Below are 26567 nucleotides of genomic sequence, written 5' to 3'. Positions count from 1 at the left end.
ATCTTTGGCAATGGCCTTTTTCCTTCCGTTTTTTTCGTGGTAACTGCTTCCACGTCTGGGGAAGGAGCCTGAACTTGGTCAACACCATATCGCATGTCATTCGCCGTAGAGCGCGTGGATTGGTGCTTTCTGGGCTGTGTCTGGGGTTGGCAGCATGCGCTGCCGATAAAGGTCCGCCACTTGAAAACTTCACACCCAAAGAGATATTCGATCGGGCCGAGTACGAGCTTGAAACCGGTGATCTTGAAGATTCCGCGCGCTATTTTTCAGAGGTAGAGCGGCTTTACCCCTATTCTGAATGGGCCAAGCGGGCATTGATCATGCAGGCCTTCGCTCTTCACGCGGATCGTAAGTACGAGGATGCACGCGCGGCTGCGCAGCGCTATATCGATTTCTATCCAGCTGATGAAGACGCTGCGTATGCTCAGTATCTCTTGGCGCTGACCTATTACGACCAGATTGGTGAGGTTGGCCGTGATCAAGGCATAACCTTCCAAGCATTGCAGGCACTTCGCACGGTCATCGAACGGTATCCAGATAGCCAATATTCCCGCTCAGCGATTCTTAAGTTTGATCTGGCGTTCGACCACCTTGCGGGCAAAGAGATGGAAATTGGCCGCTACTACCTTAAACGAGGCCACTACGCTGCCGCGGTAAATCGGTTCCGCGTCGTTGTGGAAGATTTTCAAACGACATCCCACACGCCAGAAGCATTGCACCGATTGGTTGAAGCAAATCTTGCCATGGGTCTCACAAATGAAGCTCAGACAGCAGGCGCTATTCTCGGGTACAACTACCAAGGCAGCGATTGGTATCAGGACAGTTTCACCTTGCTGACCGGGCAGGGGCTGTTGCTGGAACCGGCAGGCCAAAGCTGGCTGCGGGGCATCTGGCGGCAATCCGTTCAGGGGCGTTGGCTTTAATCAAGGTGTAAGTCGGGCAGTTGTCCGCCGCCGCACAAGGATGAACGGCACGCCATGCTACGCGGCCTCGATATTCGGGACATCCTCATAATTGACCGGTTGGAACTTGAGTTTCAACCGGGTCTGAATGTGCTGACCGGGGAAACCGGTGCCGGAAAATCCATTTTGCTGGACAGCCTTGGGTTTGTGTTGGGCTGGCGTGGGCGTGCGGATCTGGTACGCAGCGGCGCCGCGCGTGGTGAGGTCACCGCTTGGTTCGAATTGCCCGATGGCCATTCTGCACGGCAGGTTTTAGCCGAGGCTGGCTTGCCGGACAGCGAAGAATTGGTTCTTCGCCGCACCAATACGAATGACGGGCGCAAGACTGCATATGTGAACGATCGACGCGTTTCTGGGGATGTGCTGCGTCGCTTGTCAGAGTGTTTGGTGGAACTGCATGGCCAACACGATGATCGCGGGCTGCTTGACCCGCGTGGGCACGGCGCACTTCTGGATGTGTTTGCGGGGCACGAGGGGCGGCTTGCGGCGTTGCGTGATGCGTGGCGTGGTTTGAGCGCCGCGCGCAAGGCCGAGGCAACGGCCCGCGATCAATTGGAAGCGGCTCGGGCAGAGGAAGATTTCCTGCGCCATGCCGTGGCAGAGCTTGACGCATTGGACCCGCAACCCGGCGAAGAGGCAGAGTTAGACACAAAGCGCCGCACGATGCAGGCCGCCGAGCGGGTGCGCACCGACGTTCAGCAGGCAGGGCAAGTGTTGGGGGGCGATGGGGCAGAGGCACATCTGGCCAACGCCCTGCGCTGGCTCGAAGGTGCCTCTGATCAGGTCGGAAACTTGCTCGATGCACCACTCGCCGCGCTTGATCGGGCGATGACCGAACTTTCAGACGCACAATCAGGTGTCGAACAGTGCCTGCAAGCGCTGGATTTCGATCCTCTCGACCTTGAGGCGACGGAAGAACGGCTTTTTGCCTTGCGGGCCCTGGCGCGAAAGCATGATGTCTTGCCAAGTGATCTTGCCGGGCTTGCGGCAAATCTGCGGGCGCGTCTTGCGGGCCTTGACCGAGGCGAGCAGGAATTATCGTCACTGGCGGCCGAACGTTTGGCAGCACAGGCTGATTTTGATGCGCAGGCCGACGAACTAAGCGCCGCGCGCAAGGCGGCCGGCTCAAGGCTTGATGCGGCGATGGCGGCGGAACTTGCGCCCCTCAAGATGGAACGCGCTGTATTTTCGACCGAAATCGTGCCGAGTACGGCCGGGCCTTTGGGCGCGGACGCTGTAAGTTTTCGGGTCGCGACCAACCCCGGTGCGCCATCAGGGCCGCTCGACAAGATTGCGTCGGGTGGGGAATTGTCACGGTTTTTGTTGGCTTTAAAGGTGTGCCTGACAGCGGACACAACTGGCGTGACTCTCATCTTCGACGAAATCGACCGCGGCGTTGGCGGGGCAACGGCCAATGCGGTGGGCCGAAGGTTGGCGGCTTTGGCGGGCGAGAATGGTGGGCAGGTGCTTGTTGTGACCCATTCCCCTCAGGTGGCCGCCCTTGGGGCGCATCATTGGCGTGTAGAGAAGTCTGTTGTTGAAGGGGTTACTTTCTCGCGTGTCGTTCCGTTGTCCCCGGATGAGCGGATCGATGAAATTGCGCGGATGCTGTCTGGCGATCAGGTCACATCCGCTGCGCGAGAGGCCGCGCGCGCGCTGCTGAACGTCTAGCTCTTGTCGTCGCCAAACACGGCGGCGGCACGGCCGACCAGCATGAATGCCCGTGCGCTACGGGTCTCGGACAGCGCGACCACACCGTCCTCGGTCAGGTCCGGAACCAGCGTTCCAAGCATTTGATCGAAGCGCCGCAAGAAGTGGTGAGCGGTGTCGCGGTAAACAGTGTTGTTTTGCAACCGGTCGCGGCATTTTGCCAAAGCCGCCTGATCGTGGATACCGCCTACAGCCGCAACGGCACGGTCCCGATCATTTCTCGCAAAGCGACGCCACAACTCGGGGTCAGCCCGGACGTGGTCAAGATCATCCATATATATCCCGTCCTGCGATAGAAGGGTCAGCATGTCCTGCGCCGCTTGCACCACCAGTCGCATCTTGTGGTCCTCAAGCGCCTTTTTCAGCGCGCGCAATCCGTCGCGGTCATCGGGTGTTTCAGGAAAATGAAGCGCCCGAATAAGGTCGGGATGCGTTAATTGCGGGACCGGATCGCCCCCTTGGTCGAAAGGAAGGCTGTCTTGCGGAGATGTTTGTCCCCGCGCTGGCGTCGGGGTGGTTGCAGCTTTCTGCTCGACTTGTGGTTTTGTGGCTAGGGGCAACTTGACCGGTTTTGGCGCGGGCGTCTCGTGCTCTGATCGCTGCCGCAAAGCGTCGCTGAGGGCCTTGCGCTCCACCCGAAGTTGAAGTGCCTGCGCCTTCAACTCGCCGAGCGACAGCGCGAGGCTCGTTCCAATCGCGACAAGCACGAGTGGCAAAAGTCCGCCCAAGATAACAGGTACAGAAAGACTGCCTGGATATAGCGTCAGCACAAAAAGTGCCGCCCAAGCCACAGCAACACCTCCGGCGATCAAAAAAATCATCGCGCGGCTGGGGCTGCTGTCTGACTGGTGATCGGATTTTGCCATGGGATGGCGCGCGCGCCCCCGTCAGGAAAACTTGATGCTGAGAATTTCGTAGCTTCGCTGGCCACCTGGCGTGCGCACCTCGACGCTATCGCCTTCGTCTTTGCCGATCAAAGCACGCGCCAGCGGAGACCGGATGTTCAACTTGCCCTTTTCGATATCCGCCTCGGGTTCGCCAACGATTTGGAACGTTTTTTCCTCGTCCGTATCCTCGTCAACGAGATGCACGGTTGCGCCAAATTTGACGCTGCCCGAAAATTTGCTGGGGTCAATCACCTCGGCGCGGCCCATGATCGATTCGACCTCTTTTACGCGCCCCTCAATGAAGCTCTGCTTTTCGCGGGCCGCGTGGTATTCGGCGTTCTCGGACAAATCACCATGCTCGCGCGCTTCGGCGATCGCACGGATGACTGCCGGGCGTTCTACCGACTTGAGTTTTTTCAGTTCTTCATCCAGCGCGTTGAAACCCGCGCGGGTCAGAGGGATTTTTTCCATCGGTCTTCTTTATCCTGGCTGCGGGGCTGCGCCCTGCGAAAGCGGGCGACACGGTCAACCGACCACATCAAAACGCCGCGATGAATGCAAGGGGGCGCACAGCGGTGTTTTTTCATGCGGCGTTGCGGCACTGAGCGCGACGTTTGAATTGACCTGCTGTCATTTCACCCGATAACCAACGGTAACGCAACATCACGTGGATTGCTGCTTCTGCAGCATGACGCCCAGTAGAGGATGACAAATGACCCAAATCGAGCGCGAGGAAATGGAATATGACGTTGTCATCGTGGGGGCCGGCCCGGCTGGGCTGTCTGCTGCGATCCGGCTCAAGCAACTCGATGCAGAGATTTCGGTTGTCGTTCTCGAAAAAGGGTCTGAGGTCGGTGCGCATATTCTGTCCGGTGCTGTGCTGGATCCGGTTGGCCTGAACGCACTGCTCCCCGACTGGAAAGAGCGCGGCGCCCCGATCACCGTGCCCGTGCGTGAGGACAAGTTCTATGTGCTGGGCGAGGCCGGTAAAGTACCGGTGCCGAACTGGCCCATGCCGAAGCTGATGAGCAACCATGGCAATTACATCGTCTCAATGGGCAATGTGTGTCGTTGGATGGCGGAACAGGCCGAAGAGTTGGGTGTTGAAGTTTTCCCCGGCATGGCGTGTTCTGAATTGGTTTATGGCGAAAATGGCGAAGTGGCCGGCGTTGTTGCCGGCGAGTTCGGATTGCAGGCCGACGGGACGCCCGGGCCGGGCTACGAGCCGGGCATGGTTCTGCGCGGCAAATACGTGATGCTGGGTGAGGGCGTCCGTGGATCTTTGTCCAAGCAGGTCATTGAGAAATTCGGGCTGTCCGATGGCAAAGAGCCCCAGAAATACGGTCTTGGCATGAAAGAAATCTGGGAAATCGACCCGGATAAGCACCGCGAAGGATCGGTCACGCATACGATGGGTTGGCCGCTTGGCAGCAATGCGGGTGGTGGGTCGTTCATTTATCACCTTGAAAACAATCAGGTGTATGTCGGCTTCGTTGTGCACCTGAACTACGAAAACCCGTACCTTTACCCCTATATGGAATTCCAGCGGTTCAAGCATCACCCGATGGTGGCTGAGCTTTTGAAAGGCGGCAAGCGCGTGGCTTACGGCGCGCGGGCGATCTCAGAAGGCGGCTGGCAGTCGATTCCCAAGGTCGTGTTTCCGGGCGGCGCTTTGTTGGGCTGCTCTGCAGGGTTCGTGAACGTGCCGCGGATCAAGGGCAACCACAACGCGATGCTGTCGGGCAAGATGGCTGCTGAGGCGGCTCAAGAGGCGCTTGCAGCGGGTCGGTCCGGCGATGAGTTGACCGCATACGAAGCGTCGGTTCGCAAAGGTCCGATCGCCGACGACCTGAAACCAGTACGTAACGTCAAGCCCTTGTGGTCAAAATACGGGCTGACAACATCGCTCATGTTGGGTGGGCTCGACATGTGGACAAACTCGTTTGGTTTTTCGTTCCTGGGCACACTCAAGCATGGCAAAACCGATGCCGAGGCGACGCAGCGGACCTCGCGCCATAAGCCAATTGATTACCCGAAACCCGATGGGACGCTCAGCTTTGACCGTTTGACGAATGTAAGCTTCGCGATGACCAATCACGAAGAAAGCCAACCGGCGCACCTTAAACTCAAGGATGCCGATGAACCAGTGGCCTCGAATTTTTGGAAGTATGGCGGACCCGCAGCGCGGTATTGTCCTGCTGGCGTGTATGAATTTGTCGGTGAGCCGGGCGTCGACCAGAAATTCGTGATAAACTTCCAGAACTGCGTGCATTGCAAAACCTGCGACATCAAAGACCCTGCCCAGAACATTGTCTGGACAACGCCGCAGGGTGGGGATGGGCCAAACTACCCCAACATGTAACGGCACACGTCAAGTTGTGATCCGCGCATACGGTGCGCGGATTGCCTTCGCTCCATGGCGGGACTACGTTCACATGAAATGATCCGATACCGGAGACACATCTTGCGCCTTTTGCCTTCCATTTTCGCCCTTGCGCTTTGCGCTCAGATTGCCGGACCGGTACACGCTTTTGGCACATCCGGATCGTACCTCGCCGCGCGCCATGCCAGCTTTGAGAGCAACTTTTCAGTTGCTGCCGAATATTACACCCGGGCGCTGGCCTTGGACCCCGGCAACCCGGGCCTCATGGAAGCGGTGATTTCATCCAACATCAATCTGGGCGAGGTCGCGCGCGGCTTTCCGGTTGCAAAACGGATGATTGACGGCGGACTTCGCAGCCAGATCGCCAACATGGCCGCACTTGGGCAATTGGCCAGCGAAGGGAATTTCGAGGCGCTTTCCGAAACGCTGAAAACCGAAGAGACGGTTGGTGTGCTCGTGGACGGGCTTGCATTGGCGTGGGCTGAATATGGTGCAGGGCAGGTGACCGAAGCCTTGGCAAAGTTCGACGAAGTGTCGGGCGAGCAAGGACTTAAGTCCTTTGCGCTGTATCACAAGGCGCTGGCGCTGGCCGTTGCGGGCGATTTTGAAGGTGCGGACGAAATTCTGTCGGGGCGTGCCGATGGACCATTGCAGATGTCGCCGCGTGGAATTTTGGCCCATGTTCAGGTCCTTGTTCAACTGGACCGGCGCGACGATGCCATCGAGCTGATTGAAATGGCGTTCGGTGATAATGCGTCACCTGAGTTCGAAATGCTGGCAGACGATCTGAGGTCTGGGGCAGACATTCCTTATTCTGTCGTGACAAATGCCGCCGAAGGCATTGGCGATGTGTTCCATGCTGTTGCATCAGCCTTGGTTAACGAATCTGCGCCGGGTTACACGCTGCTTTACGCGCGGATGGCGGAATTCCTCAATCCGGGGAACATCGATGCGACGTTGCTGAGCGCGCAACTTCTTGAAGATCTCGAACAATACGAGTTGGCAACCAAAACCTATGATCGCGTGCCGCAAGATCATCCTGCGTTCGTCAATGCCGAGATTGGCCGAGCTGAGGCCTTGCTTGACGATGGTCGGACCGAAGGCGCTGTCGAAGCGTTGACGCAATTGGCGCAAAGATTTCCCGAGATGCGGATTGTTCAGTACCGTCTCGGCGACATGCTGCGCAGCTTGGACAGGCACGCAGAAGCCAGCGAAGCCTATGACCGTACCGTTGCGCTGAGCGGTGAGCCGGAACAATCAGATTGGCCGCTGTACTTCGCACGGGGCATTTCGTTTGAACGCACAGATCGCTGGGATGACGCCGAAGCCGATTTCCGTCTGGCTCTCGAACTGCAACCCGGTCAGCCGCAGGTCTTGAACTATCTGGGCTATTCGTTGGTTGAGTTGGGCCGCAATCTCGATGAAGCGTTGGGAATGATTGAACGCGCCGTCGCGGCGCGACCTGATGATGGGTACATCACTGACAGCCTTGGCTGGATTCTGTACCGCATGGGGAAATATGACGAAGCGATTGTCCATATGGAACGCGCCGTCGAATTGATGCCAGTTGACCCGATCATCAATGACCATCTGGGCGATGTCTTATGGGCAGTTGGCCGCCGCGTCGAAGCTCAATTCCAATGGCACCGTGCGATGTCCTTCGACCCGGAACCAGAAGAAGCAGAGCGCATCCGGCGCAAACTTGAAGTCGGGTTGGACGCTGTCCTAGAGGAAGAAGGCGCAGATCCACTTGCCGTTGCCGAAGACGGCTGAGGCCTTTGCTCCCGCCAAGATAAACCTGTGTCTGCACGTGACCGGCCGCCGCGAAGATGGGTATCATCTTCTGGACAGTCTTGTTGTGTTTGCGGATGTTGGGGACCGTATCACTGCAACGCTGGCGGACAGCATGAGCCTGCGCGTGGATGGCCCTATGGCCGGGTCCGTTCCGGTTGGGCCTGACAACTTGGTGTTGCGTGCTGCTACTCTGTTTGAACCGCCCATCGACGCAGCGATTACCTTGACCAAGAATTTACCCGCAGCAGCGGGTGTGGGCGGTGGGTCATCTGACGCCGCTGCGTGTCTGCGGGCCCTGAGCGAGCTTTCTGGCCGCGCTTTGCCTGGGCCGGATCGGCTGCTTGGATTGGGCGCAGACGTGCCTGCATGCGTGGCGGCAGAGCCGCTTAGAATGCAAGGGATCGGCGAGAAGATTACCCCATGGCCTTCCTTGCCGCCATTGTGGGTGGTTCTGGTCAACCCGCGTGTATTGGTGTCCACTCCTGCTGTTTTCAAAAGGTTGGAACGCCGAGACAACCCGCCGATGCAAATCCCGGCTGAGGATGCAGGGATCGATACCTTCGTGCAATGGCTCGCGGTACAGCGCAACGATATGCAATCTGCTGCATGCCAGATCGAACCCGTGATAACGGATGTTTTGACGGCGTTGTCAAAGACACCGGGCTGCGCATTGGCGCGGATGTCCGGGTCTGGGGCAACGTGCTTTGGTCTCTTCTATGATGCCAAAAGTGCCGAGCAAGCGCAGGCAACCATCGCAAGCAAGAACGGCGGATGGTGGTGTCAGTCAGCGGCAATTCTGAAGTGATCAGCTGATCCGCGACACAACATAGTCGGCTAAATCAATCAGCAGATCGCGCAAATCGCTCGGCGGTAGTGGGGCCAGAGCGTCTTTTGCCTTGGTGACCCATTCCATCGCGTCAGCCCGCGCCGAGGCCATCGCATCATGTTTGGCAAGCAGTTCAAGGGCATGCTCAAGGTCCCCTTCGTCTTGCTTGCCCTTTTCGATGACGCGAACCCAGAACGCCCGTTCGTTTGCATCTGCCTTTGCGACGGCCTTGATCACCGGCAGCGTCAGCTTGCGTTCGCGGAAGTCGTCGCCGATGTTCTTTCCGGTGTCTGCCGTCGCCCCGCCATAGTCCAGAAGGTCGTCCACGATCTGAAATGCGATGCCCAGAGCGTCGCCATAGGTGAACAGCGCGGTTACGTGTTCTTCCGGGGCGCCCGCGATGACGCCGCCCACTTCGGTCGCGGCCGAAAACAGAGCAGCCGTTTTGCCGCGCACAATTTTCAGATAGATCGCCTCGTCTGTCTTCAGGCTCTGGGCGGCCGTCAGTTGCAGAACTTCGCCTTCCGCAATCGTTGCAGAGGCGTTGGCCAGAATGTCCAGAACGCGCAGTGATCCGGTTTCGATCATTAACTGAAACGACCGAGCGAACAGGTAGTCCCCGACAAGAACAGACGACTTGTTGTCCCAAAGAAGGTTGGCGGTGGGTCGCCCGCGACGCTTGTTGCTTTCGTCGACGACATCGTCGTGTAACAAGGTTGCCGTATGAATAAACTCTACCGTCGCAGCCAGATGAACGTGATGCGGGCCTTCATATCCACACATCCGGGCCGCCGCGAGGGTCAGCATCGGACGCAGACGTTTTCCACCGGCTTCGATCAGATGGGCCGAAATTTCCGGGATGCGCGGCGCATGTTCAGAAGCCATCCGATCACGGATGAGTAAATTCACCTGATCCATATCCTGTGCCAGTGCGGCGGACAGACGTTCCATTGGCTTCACTGCAGCAGTATCGAGGCTCATCACGGTTCCGTTTGCTGTCTCGACAACCCTGGGGGCATGTCGTAACTGACTGAATATGAGGGAGCTTCTGCGCACCACCGACCCAACGATCGTTGCCTTTGCAACAGCGCTCCTCCAAGGAGAGGATATAGACTGCTTTCCAATAGACGTCCACATGAGCGTTTTGGAAGGGTCGATTGGAGTGTTGCCCCGGCGTGTGATGGTTCGCGACGAAGACCTCGTTCGCGCGCGAACGGTTCTCACGGATAACGGTATTCCGTTAGGGCTGTGAGAATGGGGCAGTCACTGACCCATGATGCATTTCTTGGCGGACGCCTTCATATATGGCAGCCTAAACGTGGATATCGCGCCGGAATGGACCCGGTTCTGCTGGCGGCGTCGATTCCGGCCCGCGCAGGGCAAACTGTTCTGGACTTGGGCTGCGGTGTCGGGACAGCGGCATTGTGTCTCGCTACAAGGGTGCCGGGGCTGAGCCTTACGGGTGTCGAGGTGCAGCCGGACTATGCTGATCTGGCTCGGCGAAATGCGAACGAAGCCAAGTTGCCGTTGGATGTAGTGACCGCTGACCTTCGGGCTCTACCCGGTTCTGTGTCAGCACGATCATTTGACCATGTACTTACGAACCCACCCTATTTTCAACGCGCGCAAGGCACCGAGTCGGATGATGCCGGGCGTGAAACGGCCATGGGCGAAGAGGTGCCCTTTGCTGTCTGGCTGGATGCGGCAATCAAAAGGGTCAGACCGGGCGGAACTTTGACCGTGATACAGCGAATGGGTCGTCTTCCTGAGGCTCTGGCAGCGATTGGAAGCCGATTGGGCGCATGCGAAGTGCTTCCCATCACCGGGCGCCCCCAGCAGCATGCCGAAACGTTTCTTCTTCATGCGGTGAAGGGGCGGCGCACGCCTTTCCGGCTCTGTCCCCCCTTGGTCACTCACCAAGGCGAATCGCATCGAGGCGATCGCGAGCATTACACAGCACCGTTGATGAACGTGCTCCGAAATGCCGCAGCTATGCCGGGATACCCAAATTCCTAAGGTTCCAGACGATTTCGACTTATGCGTGTATGTCGATTTTGTGATGGGCACATGTGTTTTTGGTGACAGAGCGGTAATTTTGTGATGCCATGTGAGAACCTACAACAACAGAGGAGATATAGATGTCAGTGAACGCGCATTTGCAGGAACTAAGACGGAAGCATCAAACCCTGTCTTGTCAGGTCGAAGAGGCACAACGAAGTCCGGGGAGCGACGGTCTTCAACTGTCGCATCTCAAGAAGCAGAAACTCCAGCTCAAGCAAGAGATTGAGCGTTTGTCCGTGCAGCAAGTCGGCTGACCATCGATAACATTGCTGTTTAAATTCGGGCATGTCAGCGGCAGTTGACGTGCCCTTTTCTGTCTATCTGCGCATAAAAAAACCGGCCCAAAGGCCGGTTTCGTTTTCTATCAGCTCTGCCGTTCTAGACGAAGAACTGCCCGCCGTTGGCGGAGATGGTGGAGCCAGTGATGAAACCTGCATCATCGGATGCAAGGAACACAACGCAGCGTGCAATCTCTTCAGGCTCGCCAAGACGTCCAACCGGGATTTGCGGAATGATTTTTGTGTTCAGCACGTTCTCATCAATCGCGCGGACCATCTCGGTGCCGATGTAGCCGGGGCAAATCGCATTCACCGTGATGCCTTTGAATGCGCCCTCTTGTGCCAAGGCTTTAGTGAAGCCCAGATCGCCCGCTTTCGCAGCGGAATAGTTTGCTTGGCCCATCTGGCCTTTTTGGCCGTTGATGGAGCTGATGTTGATCACGCGGCCGAACTTGCGATCACGCATACCGTTCCAAACTGGGTGGGTCATGTTGAACAGACCGGTCAGGTTGGTGTTGATCACATCGTTCCACTTTTCAGGTGTCATCTTGTGGAACATCGAGTCGCGGGTAATCCCGGCGTTGTTCACAAGCACTTCAACTGGACCAAGATCAGCTTCGACCGATGCGATGCCGGCGGCGCATGCGTCGTAGCTTGACACATCCCACTTATAGGTCTTGATGCCGGTTTCTGCAGTGAATGCTGCGGCTTTCTCGTCATTGCCAGCATAAGTGGCTGCAACGGTATATCCCTCTGCCGCCAATGCCTTAGAGATCGCCGCGCCGATTCCACGCGAGCCTCCGGTGACCAGTGCAACACGTCCCATGTGCGCTCCTTCCTTGATAAAAGTTGTGTAGGATTCCTGTAGGTTTTCTGTAGGAGTCCTGACCGTGTGGTGGCGGCTTATAGAGGCCGCCGTTGGGGCGGATCAGTGCAAGACTGACCCGCCCTTCGCAAATCAGTCGCGCTCGACGCACAGGGCAACGCCCATGCCGCCACCGATGCACAGAGTGGCGAGACCTTTCTTGGCACCGCGACGCTTCATTTCGAACAGAAGTGTATTCAGAACACGGCAGCCGGATGCGCCGATCGGGTGACCGATGGCGATAGCGCCGCCGTTCACGTTCACGATTTCCGGATCCCAACCCATTTCCTTGTTCACGGCGCAGGCTTGCGCAGCAAAGGCTTCGTTCGCTTCCACAAGGTCCAGATCCGCAATCGTCCAACCGGCTTTGTCCAGCGCCTTGCGCGACGCATAGATCGGGCCTGCACCCATGATCGACGGGTCGAGACCAGCGGTCGCGTAGGAGACGATGCGCGCAAGTGGTTCGATCCCGCGCTTGGCCGCGTCGTCGGCATGCATCAGCAACGTTGCCGCCGCGCCGTCATTCAGGCCCGATGCGTTGCCGGCTGTCACTGTGCCGTCCTTGATGAAAGCGGGGCGCAATTTGGCCATGCCTTCGACCGACGCGCCGTGACGGATGTACTCGTCCTTGTCCATCACGATCTCGCCCTTGCGGGTCTTGATTGTGAAGGGGATGATCTCGTCATCGAATTTGCCGGCCTTTTGGGCTGCTTCGGCCTTGTTCTGGCTTGCGGCTGCAAATTCATCCTGCATTTCACGGGTAATCTGCCATTTTGCAGCAACGTTTTCGGCAGTTTGCCCCATGTGGTACTGGTTGAACGCGTCCCAAAGACCATCTTTGATCATCGTGTCGACGTATTTCATGTCGCCCATTTTCTGGCCTGCGCGCAGGGCAGCTGCATGGGTGCTGATTGACATGTTTTCCTGGCCGCCCGCACAAACGATGGACGCGTCACCCAACATGATGTGCTGAGCGCCAAGTGCAACGGCGCGCAAACCGGAGCCGCAAACCTGGTTAATGCCCCAAGCTGCGCCTTCTTGTGGCAGGCCGGCGTTGATATGCGCCTGACGGGCTGGGTTCTGGCCTTGTGCGGCTGTCAGAACCTGACCGAGAATTGTCTCTGAAACTTCGGACTTGTCGATCCCAGCGCGGGCAACAACGCCTTCAAGTACCGCAGCACCCAGATCATGTGCCGGCGTGTTGGCGAAAGAGCCTAGAAAACTGCCAACTGCAGTCCGTCCTGCCGATGCGATAACTACGTCCGTCATTGTTGATCCTTCCCATTGTGATCATGGCAGGGGTTGCGCAGTTAAACCGCATACCCCTTCGGCAGAAGGAATAGGCGGTGCAGAGCGTCGGAGCAACAGACAGGGTGTCCCATTAACCAAGAGGGACACGGTGCCGCATGATTAACCGCTTGCTATGGCCGGTTCACTGGGCCGCCACGCGGGGTCAACGGTCGGACGACCAAGATGATAGCCCTGACAGGCGTCGAGTCCGCAGGCGGTGAGCCAACGCGCCTCTGCAGCGGTTTCTACGGCCTCGGCCACGGTGTATGCCTCAAAATGCTGCGCGAGCCCGCAAAGTGCCCGCATCAAGGCCTGATTGTCGGGGTCGCTGTGCACGTTGCGGGAAAAGCTGCCATCAATTTTCAGAATATCGAACCGCCAGTCCCGCAGATGGCGAAACGACGTGCAGCCTGCGCCAAAATCATCAAGGGCAAGACTGAGACCCATCTCGCGCCAGCGGTCTCGTCGGCGTGCGAAGACCGGCAGGGGCGGCAAGGGGGCGCGTTCGGTCAGTTCAAGGATCAAGCGTTCTGCCGTCTCAGGGGCCGTGCGCAACTGCATGTCCAATTCGCGATGAAACACAGGGTTGTGAAGTGAGTCGGGATCAACATTCACCGACAGACGCAAGCCGGGATGTGCGTTCAACTCGGCAATGCCCAATGACAGCGCCCGAATGTCCAGCGCCCGGCGGAGAGTCGGGTTCCGCAGTCCCAACAGAAATTGCCCCGGTGCAAGCAGTTGCCCACAAGGCAAACGCAGGCGCAGCAGTGCTTCATGGAACGCAACGCGATCGCCAGCGCCGACAATCGGCTGAAAAGCGAGCAAAACACGTCGCTCCGACAGCGCCTTTGCAATCTCAAGTTCTGGCAAGTGGGACGGGGTGGTTTGTGCGCGCATGGGACGCTCCGGGTTGGAAGGCATGAGATGACCCTGACCGCCGAATCTTAAAGCATGGCTAAATGTTCTTAAATTGTTCCGGATAAATGCTTCGTGCGTGGTTGAACGGTCACGGGTCGGCCATTTCCATGTAAATGCCACGCCACATTGGTGTTCTGCATTTAGATGAAAGGCTTGGAAAACGCTCGTTTGGCGATATGCAGATTGGCGCGGGGGGAAGTGATCGAACGACAACAGCGCGTCGTGCGCGCCGGTCTTTTTACAGTATTTATCTGATGGCGCAGGCGGACTGAACCAGCGGTGGTCCGTCCTAAGACACGGGGTTTGCGGTCTCGGCGCAGAACATTTCGTACATCAACCCAATGGTCCGGGCGGCCCGTGGGTCACTGATAGAATAATAGATGACCTTGCCGTCGCGGCGCGACTTGACCAGCCCTTCCATGCGAAGGCGAGCAAGTTGTTGACTGACGGCAGCCTGCCGTTGCGACAAAAACTGCTCCAGTTCCGAAACAGATTTTTCACCAGTGCTGAGGTGGCAGAGTATCAATAGCCGACCCTCATGGGCCAAAGCTTTCAAGAACGACGCGGCCTTTTCAGACTGTCGTTGCATGTTGGACGCAAGCGCTTCGCTCGAGTCTGTGATGTCTGTTTGCGGTGCACTTATTTCCAAAGTCGGTACTCTCTAAGCTGTCGCGCGGTACCCGAAAACGATTTTTTCTGCGTCGCAGTGTGGTCTTCATCGTAACGGCTAACAGAAGGAGCAGACGGGGTATCGCGCACAGAAAATCCTTTGTGCAATCTAGTCGTTTATAGACTGAATTACAATGCAGTCCCGATTTGACGTCTGTGGTGTGGTATCGTTGCAGGGATTTGCTGCGGCGCAGCGTCAATCATCAAGGCAATCCAAGGCCTTGCGGAAAATTCCCGGGTCTACGTTTCCGCCAGTTGCCACGGCGATCACAGGGCCGGTACCGACAAGTTGACCTGAAAGCGCGGCGGCCAACGCAACAGCGCCGCCCGGTTCCAGCACAATGCGCAAATGCGCAAAGGCCAGTGCCATTGCCCGCAAGGTTTCGGCATCGGTCACGGTCAGTCCGCTTCCGGCCAGTCGCGACAGCACCGGCAGCGAGAGCTTGCCGGGGGCAGGGGTCAGGATGGCGTCGCAGATTGATTTTGCGCCGGGGGCATTTGGGCCTGGATTGCCGCTGAGCGCGCGGGCCGTATCGTCGAAACCCGTTGGCTCGACGGTGCGAACCCGTAGGCCGGGCGCGCCGCGTTCCAGCGCCAGTGCAATTCCGGTGCTCAGCCCGCCACCGCCGCAACACACCAACACATCGGCGTTGCCGACACCGATCTCGGCGGTTTGTTTGACCAATTCCAACCCAACGCCAGCTTGCCCTGCGATCACAAACGGGTCGTCAAACGGCAAAACCAGTGGGAATCCCCGGTCTGCGCAAATCTGCGCTGCAAGTGCGTCACGGTCCCCGGTCTGGCGATCATAAGTCACGATTTCGGCCCCATACGCGCGGATCGCGGCGATCTTGGCGGCGGGCGCATCGGCGGGCAGCACGATGACTGCATCCAGCTGCGCTTCGGCGGCGGCGCGCGCGATGCCCTGACCATGATTGCCCGACGAGCAGGCAACGACCCCCGTCACATCCCCGGCTTCGCACAGGGCCGTTATGGCCGACTTCGCCCCGCGATACTTGAATGATCCGGTATGCTGCAGGCATTCGGCCTTGATCAGAACCGGCCGTCCCGCAAGCGCATCAAGGGCCGGCGTGCGCAGCAATGGTGTTCGGCGCACATGCCCCGCGACACGCACGGCAGCGGCATCAATCATCGCAATACTGGGCGCGGTTTGTAAAAGTGTCGTCATTTCAATGCGGCAAGGAATTGTGAAATCGCAGTTTGTGCTTCGGGTTCGTCCAGGAATGGCACATGGCCGCGATCCGGCACTTCGGCAACGATCATGTCGGGCCGCCTCTCTTGCATCTTTGCGGTTGTTTCTGTGCTGAGCAGGTCGGAGTTCGCCCCCCGGATCAAGGCCAGCGGCAGTCCTGCAAACGCATCAAAAAGGGGCCAAAGATCGACTACCGCGCCAGTGGCCGATTGCTCCAGCACAGCATTGCGCAAGCGCCAGTCGTACCGCAGGGCAAGGCCATTCGGGGTCTGTCTCCATATCCGCTCTGCATGGAGCCGCCACCGATCCAGCGGGACGCCGGGAAAGCGCGGCTCGGACGCGGCTTTCAGCGCCGCGGCGCCGTCATCCAGTGTGCGCTGCCGGGGTGCCACGCCCAGATACGTAAAGATATGGCCCAACCCGGATCCGTCGATTTCCGGTCCAATATCGTTCAAACAGACGCCTGAGAGGCGGTCCCGGTGCGTGGCGGCCAGTGACATTGCGATCAGCCCGCCACGCGATGTACCCAGAATGGCAGCCTGATCCAGCCCCAGATGATCCAGTAGATCCAACGCATCCTGCGCCTCGCGGGCGAGGGAGTAGTTTCGATAATCCGGGTCATATGCCGAAGCGCCGCGCCCGCGCGTGTCCAGCCGGATAATGCGCGCCTGATCTGCGAAATCGCGCGCCACGAAGTCAAAATCGGCCATGTTTCGCGTCAGGCCGCACAGGCAGAGCAAGGCGGGGCCGGTTCCTTCGTCTCGGTACGCCAGTTCAAGCCCGTCCGAGGCTGTGAAATACTGCGGCGGGTCGATGGGGGCGGGATGGGCCGCAATGACATCGGGCACGCCGGTCAAATCCGATGCGATCGTGCCGGGGCGAGCTGTCAGCCTGTCCACCGGTGCGCCGGCGCGGTTCACCCAGAGCGCTTCAAAGCCATAGCCCGCTGCGCACCCGGCGTCCCACCCGTTAGAGGAGACGAACAGCACCTGATCACGGGCAACGCCCAGCTTTTGCTCCACCAGATCATAAACTTTGGCGGACGGCTTGAAGATGCCCACATCTTCCACCGACAGAACCGTGCCGATCAGATCCTGCAGGCCGGCCGATGCAATGGCGGCCTGCAACATGCCGGGGCTGCCATTTGACAAGATGGCGACCTTGAGGCCCTGAGTTTTCAGTGTCCGCAGCATTTCGGGCACTTCAGGATAAGCATCAAGTTCCATGTACAAGGCCATCAGCCGGGCCTTGAGCGCTGGATCGCCGTCCAGCCCCTGTGCCTCAAGCGCCCAATCCAGACCATCCTCGGTGACTTGCCGGAAGTCCGTGTGCGTCTCCGACACGGCGCGGAGCCATGTGTATTCCAGCTGCTTGGCGCGCCAGTCTGCGGCCAGCTTTGGCCAGGTTTCTGCCAGAGCCTTGAATTCAGGTTCGGCAGCAGCGCGGCGGGCCGCCGCCGCAACGTCGAACAGGGTGCCATAGGCATCGAACACGGCGGCGCGCAGGGTCATAAACTGTCCTTCAAATAGAGTGGATGCGCTATTGCGCGTCCGGGTTTGGGGCCGCAGGCGGCGGAACAGGTGTTGTGGGCTCGGGCAGAGCAGGGGCGTCTGGCTCGGCTTCTGCACCTTCTGCTGCCGTGGCATCGGGCACGGCCGGGGCGTTGCTTTCTACCAGAACACCGTTGCGCCATGTGCCCGAAAGTACCTCGCCGGTGGTGTAGGTCAGTGTGCCCGTGCCTTCGCGCTTGCCGCCGACAAATCCGCCCTCGTACACATCGCCAGTGGCATAGTCGGCCCGGCCCTCGCCGGTGATCGCACCGTCGAGCCAGTCACCGCTATAGGTCATGCCGCCCGGTGTGGTCATCGTACCGGAGCCGTGGAACAGGTCATTGCGGAACCCGCCCTCATAGGTCGTTCCGTCCGCATAGACGGCGCGGCCGGAACCACTGCGCACACCATTGTCCCACTCGCCGTCATACCTATACCCATCCGGCGCTGTCAGAACTCCGGAACCATGCTGCTGGCCACCGGAAAATTCGCCTTCATAGACGACGCCATTGGCCCGTCGGCTCACGCCGCGCCCGTCGATGACGCCTTTCAGCCATGTGCCGGTATAGCTGTCACCATCGGGATAGGTGATGCGCCCTTCGCCGTCGGGAAGGTTCCAGGCAAAGGTGCCTTCATAGATGGACCCGTCCGGGTAAATCAGCCGCCCTTCGCCATTGTGCTGGCCGTCCAGCCAATCGCCGACGTAAAGATAGCCGTCCGTGCCGCGAAAGGTGCCGATGCCATTGCGCTGATCGGCCGAGAATGCGCCCTCGTACACGTCACTATTGGCATAGGTCATCTTGCCGTTGCCTTCGCGGCGTCCTTGAACCAGCACGCCTTCATAGACATCGCCGTTGACATACGTGACCCGGCCAAAGCCGCTCATCTGGTCATCGACCCACGCCCCGTCATAGGTGAACCCATCGGGAATGGTCAGCCTGCCGTTGCCGTTGCGCTTGTCGCTGCGCATGTCCCCGACATAGCGCGCCCCGTCGGGATAGGTGATCTCTGCTGTGCCGCTGCGCAGACCCGCCTGCCAGCCGCCGTCATAGACATACCCCTCTGGCCGCGTCCACACGCCGGGCCCTTCGCGCTGATTCTCGACAAACTGCCCCTGATAGACCGACCCATCGGCATACGTGGCCGTGGCATCGCCATGCAGCGCACCGTTTTGCCAGTCGCCAATGATGACAGACCCGTCCAGCAGGGAAATCTGCCCCCGCCCATGCGGCTGGCCTTCCAGAAACCCGCCCTCATAGGTGGCCCCATCTACGAATGTGGCGCGCCCTTGGCCGGTTCGGGCACCGTCCAGCCAGTCGCCCTCATAGACGTACCCACCCGGCAGAATGTACCGGCCCTGTCCATTGGGTTTGCCATCTTTCATGGTGCCTTCGAAAACGCCGCCATTGGCATATTGTTGCGTGACGATCTGGGCGCTGTCCTGCGCGTGTGCAGCCCAGCTTGTCAGCACAAGAGCTGTTGCAAGTATCGCCAATTTCCCGTGTCGTTGTGCCGCCGCCATGCCCGCAAGTCCCCGTGGTGATCCACCTGTTCCCCCCTGTGCTAGATCATCGCTGCGAAAGGGGCAACAATCCAGCCTTTGACAAGACGCACAGTCGGCGGCGTTTGGCGGGTTTCACATCCTGCGCGAGCGGCTTAAATAGCCCGCAAAGGAGTATCGCAGATGGCCGACACCTTCCGCATCACGCTGGCGCAACTCAACCCTGCTGTCGGGGACCTTGCCGCCAATGCGGCGCAGGCAAAAGACGCTTGGAACCAAGGGCGCTTGGCCGGAGCGGGGCTTGTTGCGCTGCCCGAAATGTTCATCACGGGGTATCAAATTCAGGACCTTGTGCGCAAACACGCCTTTGTCACGGATGCCATGGCCCGGATAGAGGCGCTTGCGGCCGACTGTGCAGACGGCCCGGCGCTGGCGATCGGTGGCCCGCTGTATCAGGATGGCAAGCTGTATAACGCCTATCACATCTGCGAGAGCGGCCGGGTCGTGGCCCGCGTGCTGAAGCACAAGCTGCCGAACACGGATGTGTTCGACGAAGTGCGTCTGTATTCCGAAGGGCCGATCAACGGGCCGGTGCGGATTGGGCCGCTGCGTATCGGGATGCCGATTTGCGAAGACGCCTGGAGCGGGGATGTCGCCGAAGCGCAGGCCGAATCCGGGGCAGAGATTTTGCTGGTGCCGAACGGATCGCCCTATCACAGGGACAAGCACGATGAACGCTTGTCGCATATGGTGGCCCGTGTTGTCGAAACCGGCCTGCCGCTGCTGTATCTGAACATGATTGGCGGGCAGGATGATCAGGTCTTTGACGGTGGCAGCTTCGGGTTGAACCCCGGCGGAAAACTGGCGTTTCAATGTGCTGATTTCATACCGGACGTGACCCATGTGGATCTGGAGCAGGGAACAGAAGGGTGGCGCATCGTGGATGGCCCGGTTTCGCCGCGGCCGTCGTCATTGGAGCAGGATTACCACGCGATGCAGCTTGGCCTGCGCGACTATCTGGCGAAGACCGGGTTTTCCAAAGTGGTTCTTGGCCTGTCCGGCGGCGTCGACAGTGCAATCGTGGCGGTCATCGCTGCGGATGCGCTGGGGCCGGAAAACGTGCGCTGTGTCATGCTGCCGTCGAAATACACGTCTCAGCCGTCGCTTGACGATGCGGCCGATCTTGCCGGGCGGGTTGGCACGCGGCTCGACAGCTTGCCGATCAGCGGCCCGGTTGATGCGGTCAGCGCCACGCTTGCGCCGCTGTTCGAAGGGCGCGCGCCGGACCTGACCGAAGAAAACATGCAAAGCCGCCTGCGCGGTGTGCTGCTGATGGCGCTGTCCAACAAGTTCGGCGAGATGCTGCTGACCACGGGCAACAAATCCGAAGTCGCGGTCGGCTATTCGACAATTTATGGCGATATGGCGGGGGGCTACAATCCGATCAAGGATCTCTACAAGACCCGCGTGTTCGACATCTGCCGCTGGCGCAATGAAAACCACCGTGACTGGATGAAGGGGCCTGCGGGCGAGGTTATTCCCCCGCAGATCATCACGAAACCCCCCACCGCGGAATTGCGCGAAGACCAGAAAGACGAAGACAGCCTGCCGCCCTATCCGGTGCTTGACCGCATTCTGACGATGCTGGTGGACGAAGACGCGTCTGTCGCCGATGTGGTTGCGACGGGGATTGATCGCGAGACGGTGAAGCGGATCGAACACCTTGTGTATATCAGCGAATACAAACGCTATCAGGCCGCTCCGGGTGCCCGGTTGTCAAAGCGGTCGTTCTGGCTGGATCGGCGGTACCCCATCGCAAACCGGTGGCGAGACACCAGCTAAGCACTATGATACGCCCGAAATATGAACTTGAATGCGGGCGTTCACTTTTTGTTCGCATTTTTTGGTTGGAGAGCGCGGCCAGCACCGCTACCTTTGCGTCTGACCGGAAGGGACTCGCACCATGGCTGAACTTAAGAACATCGAAGTGCGCGGCGCGCGCGAGCACAATCTCAAGAGCATCGATGTGGATATTCCGCGCGATCAGCTTGTGGTGATCACCGGCCTGTCCGGGTCGGGCAAATCCAGCCTCGCCTTCGACACGATTTATGCCGAGGGGCAGCGCCGCTATGTGGAATCGCTGTCTGCCTATGCGCGGCAGTTTCTCGACATGATGCAAAAACCCGATGTGGACCATATCAGCGGCCTGTCCCCGGCGATTTCCATCGAACAAAAGACCACCAGCAAGAACCCCCGCTCAACAGTGGGCACGGTCACCGAAATCTACGACTACATGCGCCTGTTGTTTGCGCGGGCAGGGACGCCCTACAGCCCCGCCACCGGCGAGCCCATCGAGGCGCAGCAGGTTCAGGACATGGTGGACCGCGTCATGGCGTTGGAGGAGGGGACACGCGGCTTTCTGCTCGCCCCCATCATCCGCGACCGAAAGGGCGAATACCGCAAGGAATTTCTGGAACTCCGCAAGCAGGGGTTTCAGCGCGTCAAGGTGGATGGCGAATTCTACGATCTGGACGAGCCGCCCAAGCTCGACAAGAAGTTCCGCCATGACATCGACGTCGTCGTGGACCGCATCATCGTTCGCGATGGGCTGGAAACGCGGCTGGCCGACAGTTTCCGCACCGCGCTTGATCTGGCCGACGGTATCGCAGTTCTGGAAACTGCCCCCCGTGCCGCAGACGGTGAAGAGGCCCCAGAGCCAGAGCGCCTGACATTTTCAGAAAACTTCGCCTGTCCCGTGTCGGGGTTCACGATTCCCGAAATCGAACCGCGCCTGTTTTCCTTCAACGCGCCGTTTGGGGCCTGCCCGGATTGCGGCGGGCTTGGCGTTGAGCTGTTCTTCGACGAAAAGCTGGTCGTCCCTGATAGTGCGCTCACCCTTGAAAACGGGGCGCTGGCCCCTTGGCGCAAGGGGAAGTCACCGTATTTCCTGCAAACCATCGAAGCCATCGCCAAGCACTATGAATTCAACAGCCGCACGCCGTGGGGCAAGTTGCCCGCCCATGTGCAACAAGTGTTCCTGCATGGGTCCGGCGACGAAGAGATCACCTTCCGCTATGACGAAGCCGGGCGGGTCTATCAGGTCAGCCGTGTGTTCGAAGGCGTGATCCCCAACATGCAACGGCGCTATCGCGAAACTGACAGCAACTGGGTCCGCGAAGAATTCGAACGCTATCAGAACAACCGCTCTTGCGGCACCTGCGAAGGCTACCGCCTGCGCCCCGAAGCGCTGGCCGTGAAAATCGCCGGCCTGCATGTGGGGCAGGTGGTCGAAATGTCGATCCGACAAGCGTTTGATTGGTGCGAAAGCGTGCCTGCATCGCTGAGTGTGCAAAAGAACGAAATCGCGCGTGCGATCCTCAAGGAAATCCGTGAACGGCTTGGGTTTCTGAACAATGTCGGGCTTGAATACCTGACGCTGTCGCGCAACGCCGGCACGCTGTCGGGCGGGGAATCCCAGCGCATCCGCCTTGCCAGTCAGATCGGCAGCGGGTTGACCGGGGTGCTTTATGTGCTCGACGAGCCATCCATCGGTTTGCACCAGCGCGACAATGACCGTCTTCTTACAACGCTCAAGAACCTGCGCGATCAAGGCAATACGGTGATTGTCGTTGAGCACGACGAAGAAGCCATTCGCGAGGCGGATTACGTCTTTGACATCGGCCCCGGTGCAGGGGTGCATGGTGGGCAGGTCGTCGCCAAGGGCACGCCTGCCGAAATCATCGCCAACGAGGCATCCGTCACGGGCCAATACCTTGCAGGAACACGCGAAATTCCGGTGCCCGCCATCCGGCGCAAGGGCAAAGGCAAGGCCAAGAAGATCACCGTGAAGGGCGCGACGGGCAACAACCTCAAGAATGTGACGGTCGACTTTCCGCTGGGCAAGTTTGTCTGCGTAACGGGCGTGTCAGGGGGCGGAAAATCCACGCTGACCATTGAAACGCTGTTCAAGACGGCCTCCATGCGGCTCAACGGGGCGCGGCAGACGCCAGCGCCGTGCGAGACGATCAAGGGGCTGGAGCATCTGGATAAGGTCATCGACATCGACCAGCGGCCCATTGGGCGCACGCCCCGGTCGAACCCCGCCACCTATACCGGGGCGTTTACGCCGATTCGCGACTGGTTCGCCGGTCTGCCCGAGGCCAAGGCGCGCGGGTATAAACCGGGGCGGTTCAGCTTCAACGTCAAGGGTGGCCGCTGCGAGGCGTGTCAGGGCGATGGCGTTATCAAGATCGAAATGCACTTTCTGCCCGACGTGTATGTGGAATGTGAAACGTGCAAGGGCGCCCGGTACAATCGCGAAACCCTTGAAGTGCGGTTCAAAGGCAAATCCATCGCCGATGTGCTGGATATGACCGTCGAAGATGCGCAAAGCTTCTTTCAGGCTGTGCCGTCGATCCGTGAAAAGATGGATGCACTGGTGCGGGTCGGGCTGGGCTATATCAAGGTTGGCCAACAGGCGACGACTTTGTCGGGCGGCGAAGCGCAACGCGTGAAACTGTCCAAAGAACTGTCCAAGCGCGCAACGGGCCGCACGCTGTATATTCTGGACGAGCCGACAACCGGCCTGCATTTCGAAGACGTGCGCAAGTTACTCGAAGTGCTTCACGAATTGGTGGAGCAGGGGAATTCGGTCGTTGTCATCGAGCACAATCTCGATGTGATCAAAACTGCCGATTGGCTGATAGATATTGGCCCCGAAGGCGGCGACGGCGGCGGCACCGTGGTGGCGACAGGCACGCCTGAAACGGTGGCCGAGGTCGAACAAAGCCACACCGGTCATTATCTCAAGCCGATGCTTGCGGCGCGGCGCGTGGCGGCTGAGTAACCCGGCAACACCCGGCGGGTCCATCAATGCACAAGCGGCGCGAGACCAGATCACCGCGCCGCGTATCAGACTATTGTTGCGCCTTAATCATCGACTGACGACCGGCCTAGGCGGTTGTAGTCACCGGGTCATCGGCAAGCTGGGTCACCACCTTCGCACCGGCCTCCAGCGTGCGGTGCACAGGGCACTTGTCCGCGATTTCAAGAAGCCGCAACCGCTGATCCGTGCTCAGCGCGCCCTTTAGCCGGATCACCCGCGTGAAACTGTCGATGCGCGGGCTGACGGCCGTGTCTGCGTCTTGCGCGTGAACTTTGTTGTGCGTGATATCCACCGACACAGACTCAAGCGGCCACCTCTTGCGCCGGGCGTACATCCGGATCGTCATCGACGTACATGCGCCCAGCCCGGCGGACAAAAAGCCATAAGGCGACATGCCCCGGTCGGTCCCGCCATAGGCGCGCGGCTCATCTGCAAGAGCGTGATGCTTGCCACCAGAATTGATATCCTGAAGGAACCCCTCCGGGTCCGCTTCGGCCACGCGCAAAACGCCCTCTGGTATGCCGGGGGGCGGGGCAGGCGGGGTCAGGTCAAGATACCGCACAGACCATGCTGCGATGACCTCAGCCGCGTATTCCGCATCGCGCGGGCGCGAAATCAGATGGTCGGCTTCATCCAGCGTCACAAAGCTTTTCGGGTGCTTCGCGGCGGTGAAAATTGCGGTGGCGTTGTCGATGCCGACAATCTCGTCACGGGGCGCATGCATCACCAACAGCGCCTTTTTCAGATGCGCCAATGCATCGGTCAACTGCGCCGACCCGACATCGGCAACGAACTCTTGCCCGATGCACACAGGCCGTCCGCCAAGATCAACCGACGTCTTCCCGTCGCGCGCGATCTCGTCAAGGGCATGCTCGAAATTCTCCGTGACGTGGGACGGATCAAACGGCGCACCAAGCGTGACAACACCGCGGGCCGAGGGAACTTGCGCAGCAGCGGCCAACACGGCAGCGCCGCCCAGCGAATGGCCAATCAACAGATCGGGCGCCATTCCCCGTTCGGCAAGCGCCGCCGCCGCAGCCACCAGATCGCTGACATTGGTGGAAAAGGTGGTGTTTTCGAACTCGCCCTCGCTGTGGCCCAGACCCGTGAAGTCGAACCGCAACACCGCAATGCCCGCTGACGCGAGACGTGCCGCGATGCGCCGCGCCGCAGGAATATCCTTGCCGCAAGTAAAGCAATGGGCGAACAACGCGGTCGCCCTGTGTTGACCTTCGGGCAGATCAAGCCGCGCAGACAGCTTCAGGCCAGCATGGCCCGGAAATGTGAATCGTTGTGTCGGCATCAATGCCTCCTGGGATGATGCACTGAACATGCCTCTCGGGGCCTGTTTCGGCAAGGGATCCGAAACCTGCGTCACGCAAGGGTGACATCAGCGGAGCATTTCGCCGCCCTCAGGCACGCGCGCGGGTTGACTTTGGTCCCGCAAATCGCCATGTGGCCAGTAGTCAACGATCCGCTGCCGCGTGAGCAGCCCTCGGCGCACCAAAAGGCCGATCCGATCCTGACATCTTCTCTGGTTCCCATGTCACGCAGGGGTCAGGCGCTTTGGCACCCGCCCCGGCATCCGGCCGTTCGGTTATCGCCTTGCGCAACCACTGCGGCACACCCGGCGCTTGAAAGGCGCGGGTTGGCCCGTTTTTTACCGGCTGTTGCCGGTTGATGAAGGACGATCCGACGATGGATTTCGACATGCTGGGGCTTGCACCCCGTCTCGTGGCCAAACTGGCCGAACTCAAAATCACCGATCCCACGCCGATTCAGGCGCAGGCGATCCCCCATGCCATGAACGGCCGTGACGTGCTTGGCCTTGCGCAAACCGGAACTGGCAAAACCGCCGCCTTCGGTCTGCCGCTGGTGCACATGATCTCTTCGGTCGGCACCAAGCCTGCCCCGAAAACCGTGCGCGGCCTTGTTCTGGCGCCCACGCGGGAGCTGGCAAAGCAGATTTCTGATGCACTTCGCGATTTCTCGGACGGCTCGCACCTCAAGGTTGCGCTGGTCGTTGGCGGCGCGTCCATCAATCCGCAGATCAAACGCCTTGAGCGCGGCACCGACCTGTTGGTGGCCACGCCCGGCCGCCTGATCGACCTGCTCGACCGCCGTGCCGTGCGCCTTGACGAAACCCGCTTTCTCGTTCTGGACGAAGCGGACCAGATGCTTGACCTTGGCTTTATCCACGCGCTGCGCAAAATCGCACCGCTGCTGGCGAAAGACCGTCAAACGATGCTGTTCTCGGCCACCATGCCGAAACAGATGGCAGAACTGGCGCAGGCCTATCTGACCGATCCCGTGCGCGTGGCCGTGAACCCACCGGGCAAAGCCGCCGACAAGATCGACCAGTCGGTGCACTTCGTCACCAAAGAGGGCAAAAGCGAGCTGCTCATCAACCTGATGGGCAAGCACAAGCAAGAACGCGCCCTGGTATTCGTGCGGACCAAGCATGGTGCAGACCGTCTGGCGCGCCAGCTTGAACGCAACGGGTTCGACGTGGCCGCGATCCACGGCAATCGCAGCCAGGGCCAGCGCGAGCGCGCCATCGTGTCCTTCCGCGAAGGGCGCATCAAAGTGCTGGTTGCCACGGATGTCGCCGCGCGCGGGATCGACATTCCAGATGTGCGCCACGTCTATAACTACGACCTGCCGAATGTGCCTGATAACTATGTCCACCGCATTGGCCGGACGGCTCGCGCCGGCGCCGATGGCGCGGCGGTTGCGTTCTGTGCCCCCGACGAGATGGGCGAATTGCGCGACATT

At 59.5% G+C, this 26567-nt stretch carries 22 protein-coding genes and 2 pseudogenes; 11 read left to right on the top strand and 13 right to left on the bottom strand.

Annotated elements, in window-relative coordinates:
• Nucleotides 1-119: 119 nt before the first annotated feature.
• Together E2L05_RS13910 and recN are read left to right on the top strand one after the other, a co-directional pair.
• Nucleotides 120-923 (top strand): outer membrane protein assembly factor BamD, encoded by an 804-nt coding sequence (locus tag E2L05_RS13910; protein ID WP_243721986.1) that lies wholly within the window; start codon nucleotides 120-122, stop codon nucleotides 921-923.
• Nucleotides 924-977: 54 nt separating this feature from the next.
• Complete coding sequence (gene recN / locus E2L05_RS13905; protein WP_133343508.1) at nucleotides 978-2633, top strand: DNA repair protein RecN; 1656 nt, start codon at nucleotides 978-980, stop codon at nucleotides 2631-2633.
• On the opposite strand, the gene E2L05_RS13900 is transcribed toward recN, so the two are convergent.
• Both E2L05_RS13900 and greA read right to left on the bottom strand, forming a co-directional pair.
• Complete coding sequence (locus E2L05_RS13900) at nucleotides 2630-3538, bottom strand: hypothetical protein (RefSeq protein ID WP_133343507.1); 909 nt, start codon at nucleotides 3536-3538, stop codon at nucleotides 2630-2632. The two genes, recN and E2L05_RS13900, sit on opposite strands and share 4 nt — an antisense overlap.
• A 21-nt stretch (nucleotides 3539-3559) precedes the next feature.
• Nucleotides 3560-4030: a transcription elongation factor GreA gene (gene greA, locus E2L05_RS13895; RefSeq protein WP_133343506.1), complete on the bottom strand. Its 471-nt coding sequence runs from the start codon at nucleotides 4028-4030 to the stop codon at nucleotides 3560-3562.
• 241 nt (nucleotides 4031-4271) lie between these two features.
• Here greA and E2L05_RS13890 point away from each other — a divergent pair, with 241 nt between their 5' ends.
• From E2L05_RS13890 to E2L05_RS13880, 3 genes are all read left to right on the top strand, one after another.
• Nucleotides 4272-5921: an electron transfer flavoprotein-ubiquinone oxidoreductase gene (locus E2L05_RS13890; RefSeq protein WP_133343505.1), complete on the top strand. Its 1650-nt coding sequence runs from the start codon at nucleotides 4272-4274 to the stop codon at nucleotides 5919-5921.
• A 102-nt stretch (nucleotides 5922-6023) separates the two neighbouring features.
• Nucleotides 6024-7715: a tetratricopeptide repeat protein gene (locus E2L05_RS13885; protein WP_243721984.1), complete on the top strand. Its 1692-nt coding sequence runs from the start codon at nucleotides 6024-6026 to the stop codon at nucleotides 7713-7715.
• Nucleotides 7687-8541 (top strand): 4-(cytidine 5'-diphospho)-2-C-methyl-D-erythritol kinase, encoded by an 855-nt coding sequence (locus tag E2L05_RS13880; RefSeq protein ID WP_394346557.1) that lies wholly within the window; start codon nucleotides 7687-7689, stop codon nucleotides 8539-8541. The genes E2L05_RS13885 and E2L05_RS13880 overlap by 29 nt, the downstream gene beginning before the upstream one ends.
• On the opposite strand, the gene E2L05_RS13875 is transcribed toward E2L05_RS13880, so the two are convergent.
• Nucleotides 8542-9543 carry a polyprenyl synthetase family protein gene (locus tag E2L05_RS13875; protein ID WP_133343504.1) on the bottom strand — a complete coding sequence of 334 codons (1002 nt, stop codon included), beginning with the start codon at nucleotides 9541-9543 and terminating at the stop codon, nucleotides 8542-8544.
• A gap of 55 nt (nucleotides 9544-9598) precedes the next feature.
• Here E2L05_RS13875 and E2L05_RS13870 point away from each other — a divergent pair, with 55 nt between their 5' ends.
• From E2L05_RS13870 to E2L05_RS13860, 3 genes are all read left to right on the top strand, one after another.
• On the top strand, nucleotides 9599-9814 hold the full coding sequence (locus tag E2L05_RS13870; protein ID WP_133343503.1) for a putative signal transducing protein: 216 nt from the start codon (nucleotides 9599-9601) through the stop codon (nucleotides 9812-9814).
• 2 nt (nucleotides 9815-9816) lie between these two features.
• Nucleotides 9817-10578, top strand: a complete 762-nt coding sequence (locus E2L05_RS13865) for a tRNA1(Val) (adenine(37)-N6)-methyltransferase (protein WP_133343502.1) — start codon at nucleotides 9817-9819, stop codon at nucleotides 10576-10578.
• Nucleotides 10579-10700: 122 nt separating this feature from the next.
• On the top strand, nucleotides 10701-10877 hold the full coding sequence (locus E2L05_RS13860) for a YdcH family protein (RefSeq protein ID WP_133343501.1): 177 nt from the start codon (nucleotides 10701-10703) through the stop codon (nucleotides 10875-10877).
• Between the two features lie 124 nt (nucleotides 10878-11001).
• Here the strand turns inward: E2L05_RS13860 and phbB are convergent, their stop codons facing one another.
• The 8 genes and pseudogenes from phbB to E2L05_RS13820 all read right to left on the bottom strand — a co-directional run bounded on the left by phbB (nucleotide 11002) and on the right by E2L05_RS13820 (nucleotide 18928).
• Complete coding sequence (gene phbB, locus E2L05_RS13855) at nucleotides 11002-11727, bottom strand: beta-ketoacyl-ACP reductase (protein ID WP_133343500.1); 726 nt, start codon at nucleotides 11725-11727, stop codon at nucleotides 11002-11004.
• Nucleotides 11728-11859: 132 nt separating this feature from the next.
• Nucleotides 11860-13035, bottom strand: coding sequence for an acetyl-CoA C-acetyltransferase (locus tag E2L05_RS13850; protein ID WP_133343499.1), 1176 nt, complete (start codon nucleotides 13033-13035; stop codon nucleotides 11860-11862).
• Between the two features lie 141 nt (nucleotides 13036-13176).
• Complete coding sequence (locus E2L05_RS13845; RefSeq protein ID WP_165971772.1) at nucleotides 13177-13953, bottom strand: EAL domain-containing protein; 777 nt, start codon at nucleotides 13951-13953, stop codon at nucleotides 13177-13179.
• 310 nt (nucleotides 13954-14263) lie between these two features.
• Complete coding sequence (locus tag E2L05_RS13840) at nucleotides 14264-14563, bottom strand: ArsR/SmtB family transcription factor (protein WP_133343497.1); 300 nt, start codon at nucleotides 14561-14563, stop codon at nucleotides 14264-14266.
• A 276-nt stretch (nucleotides 14564-14839) separates the two neighbouring features.
• Nucleotides 14840-15832 (bottom strand): threonine ammonia-lyase, encoded by a 993-nt coding sequence (locus E2L05_RS13835; protein WP_133343496.1) that lies wholly within the window; start codon nucleotides 15830-15832, stop codon nucleotides 14840-14842.
• Nucleotides 15829-16590 (bottom strand): annotated as a pseudogene (locus E2L05_RS13830) (alpha/beta fold hydrolase); the annotation flags it as partial. The pseudogene E2L05_RS13830 and the gene E2L05_RS13835, both read right to left, overlap by 4 nt.
• A gap of 93 nt (nucleotides 16591-16683) precedes the next feature.
• Nucleotides 16684-17367: pseudogene (locus E2L05_RS13825) on the bottom strand (haloacid dehalogenase type II); the annotation flags it as partial.
• A gap of 28 nt (nucleotides 17368-17395) precedes the next feature.
• Nucleotides 17396-18928 carry a 2-isopropylmalate synthase gene (locus E2L05_RS13820; RefSeq protein ID WP_133343495.1) on the bottom strand — a complete coding sequence of 511 codons (1533 nt, stop codon included), beginning with the start codon at nucleotides 18926-18928 and terminating at the stop codon, nucleotides 17396-17398.
• Between the two features lie 162 nt (nucleotides 18929-19090).
• Between E2L05_RS13820 and E2L05_RS13815 the strand changes: the two genes are divergently transcribed.
• Together E2L05_RS13815 and uvrA are read left to right on the top strand one after the other, a co-directional pair.
• Nucleotides 19091-20749, top strand: a complete 1659-nt coding sequence (locus E2L05_RS13815) for an NAD+ synthase (RefSeq protein WP_133343494.1) — start codon at nucleotides 19091-19093, stop codon at nucleotides 20747-20749.
• A 121-nt stretch (nucleotides 20750-20870) separates the two neighbouring features.
• On the top strand, nucleotides 20871-23753 hold the full coding sequence (gene uvrA / locus E2L05_RS13810) for an excinuclease ABC subunit UvrA (protein ID WP_133343493.1): 2883 nt from the start codon (nucleotides 20871-20873) through the stop codon (nucleotides 23751-23753).
• Between the two features lie 106 nt (nucleotides 23754-23859).
• Here the strand turns inward: uvrA and E2L05_RS13805 are convergent, their stop codons facing one another.
• Nucleotides 23860-25095 carry a bifunctional alpha/beta hydrolase/OsmC family protein gene (locus E2L05_RS13805; protein ID WP_133343492.1) on the bottom strand — a complete coding sequence of 412 codons (1236 nt, stop codon included), beginning with the start codon at nucleotides 25093-25095 and terminating at the stop codon, nucleotides 23860-23862.
• Between the two features lie 163 nt (nucleotides 25096-25258).
• Complete coding sequence (locus E2L05_RS13800; RefSeq protein WP_133343491.1) at nucleotides 25259-25504, bottom strand: hypothetical protein; 246 nt, start codon at nucleotides 25502-25504, stop codon at nucleotides 25259-25261.
• Here E2L05_RS13800 and E2L05_RS13795 point away from each other — a divergent pair.
• Nucleotides 25491-26567: DEAD/DEAH box helicase (locus E2L05_RS13795; RefSeq protein WP_133343490.1), on the top strand; the 1077-nt coding region annotated here is incomplete at its 3' end. The genes E2L05_RS13800 and E2L05_RS13795 overlap by 14 nt on opposite strands.

Source organism: Meridianimarinicoccus aquatilis (assembly GCF_004358675.1).
Taxonomy (GTDB): Bacteria; Pseudomonadota; Alphaproteobacteria; order Rhodobacterales; family Rhodobacteraceae; genus Meridianimarinicoccus; species Meridianimarinicoccus aquatilis.
Note: the sequence above shows the minus strand (reverse complement) of the source record. Positions and strands in the feature narration are given on the sequence as shown.

Coding starts and splice junctions, on each gene's coding strand:
- recN (WP_133343508.1), top strand. CDS start 978: ATGCTACGCGGCCTCGATATTCGGGACATCCTCATAATTGACCGGTTG.
- E2L05_RS13900 (WP_133343507.1), bottom strand. CDS start 3,538: ATGGCAAAATCCGATCACCAGTCAGACAGCAGCCCCAGCCGCGCGATG.
- greA (WP_133343506.1), bottom strand. CDS start 4,030: ATGGAAAAAATCCCTCTGACCCGCGCGGGTTTCAACGCGCTGGATGAA.
- E2L05_RS13890 (WP_133343505.1), top strand. CDS start 4,272: ATGACCCAAATCGAGCGCGAGGAAATGGAATATGACGTTGTCATCGTG.
- E2L05_RS13875 (WP_133343504.1), bottom strand. CDS start 9,543: ATGAGCCTCGATACTGCTGCAGTGAAGCCAATGGAACGTCTGTCCGCC.
- E2L05_RS13870 (WP_133343503.1), top strand. CDS start 9,599: ATGAGGGAGCTTCTGCGCACCACCGACCCAACGATCGTTGCCTTTGCA.
- E2L05_RS13865 (WP_133343502.1), top strand. CDS start 9,817: ATGGGGCAGTCACTGACCCATGATGCATTTCTTGGCGGACGCCTTCAT.
- E2L05_RS13860 (WP_133343501.1), top strand. CDS start 10,701: ATGTCAGTGAACGCGCATTTGCAGGAACTAAGACGGAAGCATCAAACC.
- phbB (WP_133343500.1), bottom strand. CDS start 11,727: ATGGGACGTGTTGCACTGGTCACCGGAGGCTCGCGTGGAATCGGCGCG.
- E2L05_RS13850 (WP_133343499.1), bottom strand. CDS start 13,035: ATGACGGACGTAGTTATCGCATCGGCAGGACGGACTGCAGTTGGCAGT.
- E2L05_RS13845 (WP_165971772.1), bottom strand. CDS start 13,953: ATGCGCGCACAAACCACCCCGTCCCACTTGCCAGAACTTGAGATTGCA.
- E2L05_RS13840 (WP_133343497.1), bottom strand. CDS start 14,563: ATGCAACGACAGTCTGAAAAGGCCGCGTCGTTCTTGAAAGCTTTGGCC.
- E2L05_RS13835 (WP_133343496.1), bottom strand. CDS start 15,832: ATGACGACACTTTTACAAACCGCGCCCAGTATTGCGATGATTGATGCC.
- E2L05_RS13820 (WP_133343495.1), bottom strand. CDS start 18,928: ATGGCGGCGGCACAACGACACGGGAAATTGGCGATACTTGCAACAGCT.
- E2L05_RS13815 (WP_133343494.1), top strand. CDS start 19,091: ATGGCCGACACCTTCCGCATCACGCTGGCGCAACTCAACCCTGCTGTC.
- uvrA (WP_133343493.1), top strand. CDS start 20,871: ATGGCTGAACTTAAGAACATCGAAGTGCGCGGCGCGCGCGAGCACAAT.
- E2L05_RS13805 (WP_133343492.1), bottom strand. CDS start 25,095: ATGCCGACACAACGATTCACATTTCCGGGCCATGCTGGCCTGAAGCTG.
- E2L05_RS13800 (WP_133343491.1), bottom strand. CDS start 25,504: ATGTCGAAATCCATCGTCGGATCGTCCTTCATCAACCGGCAACAGCCG.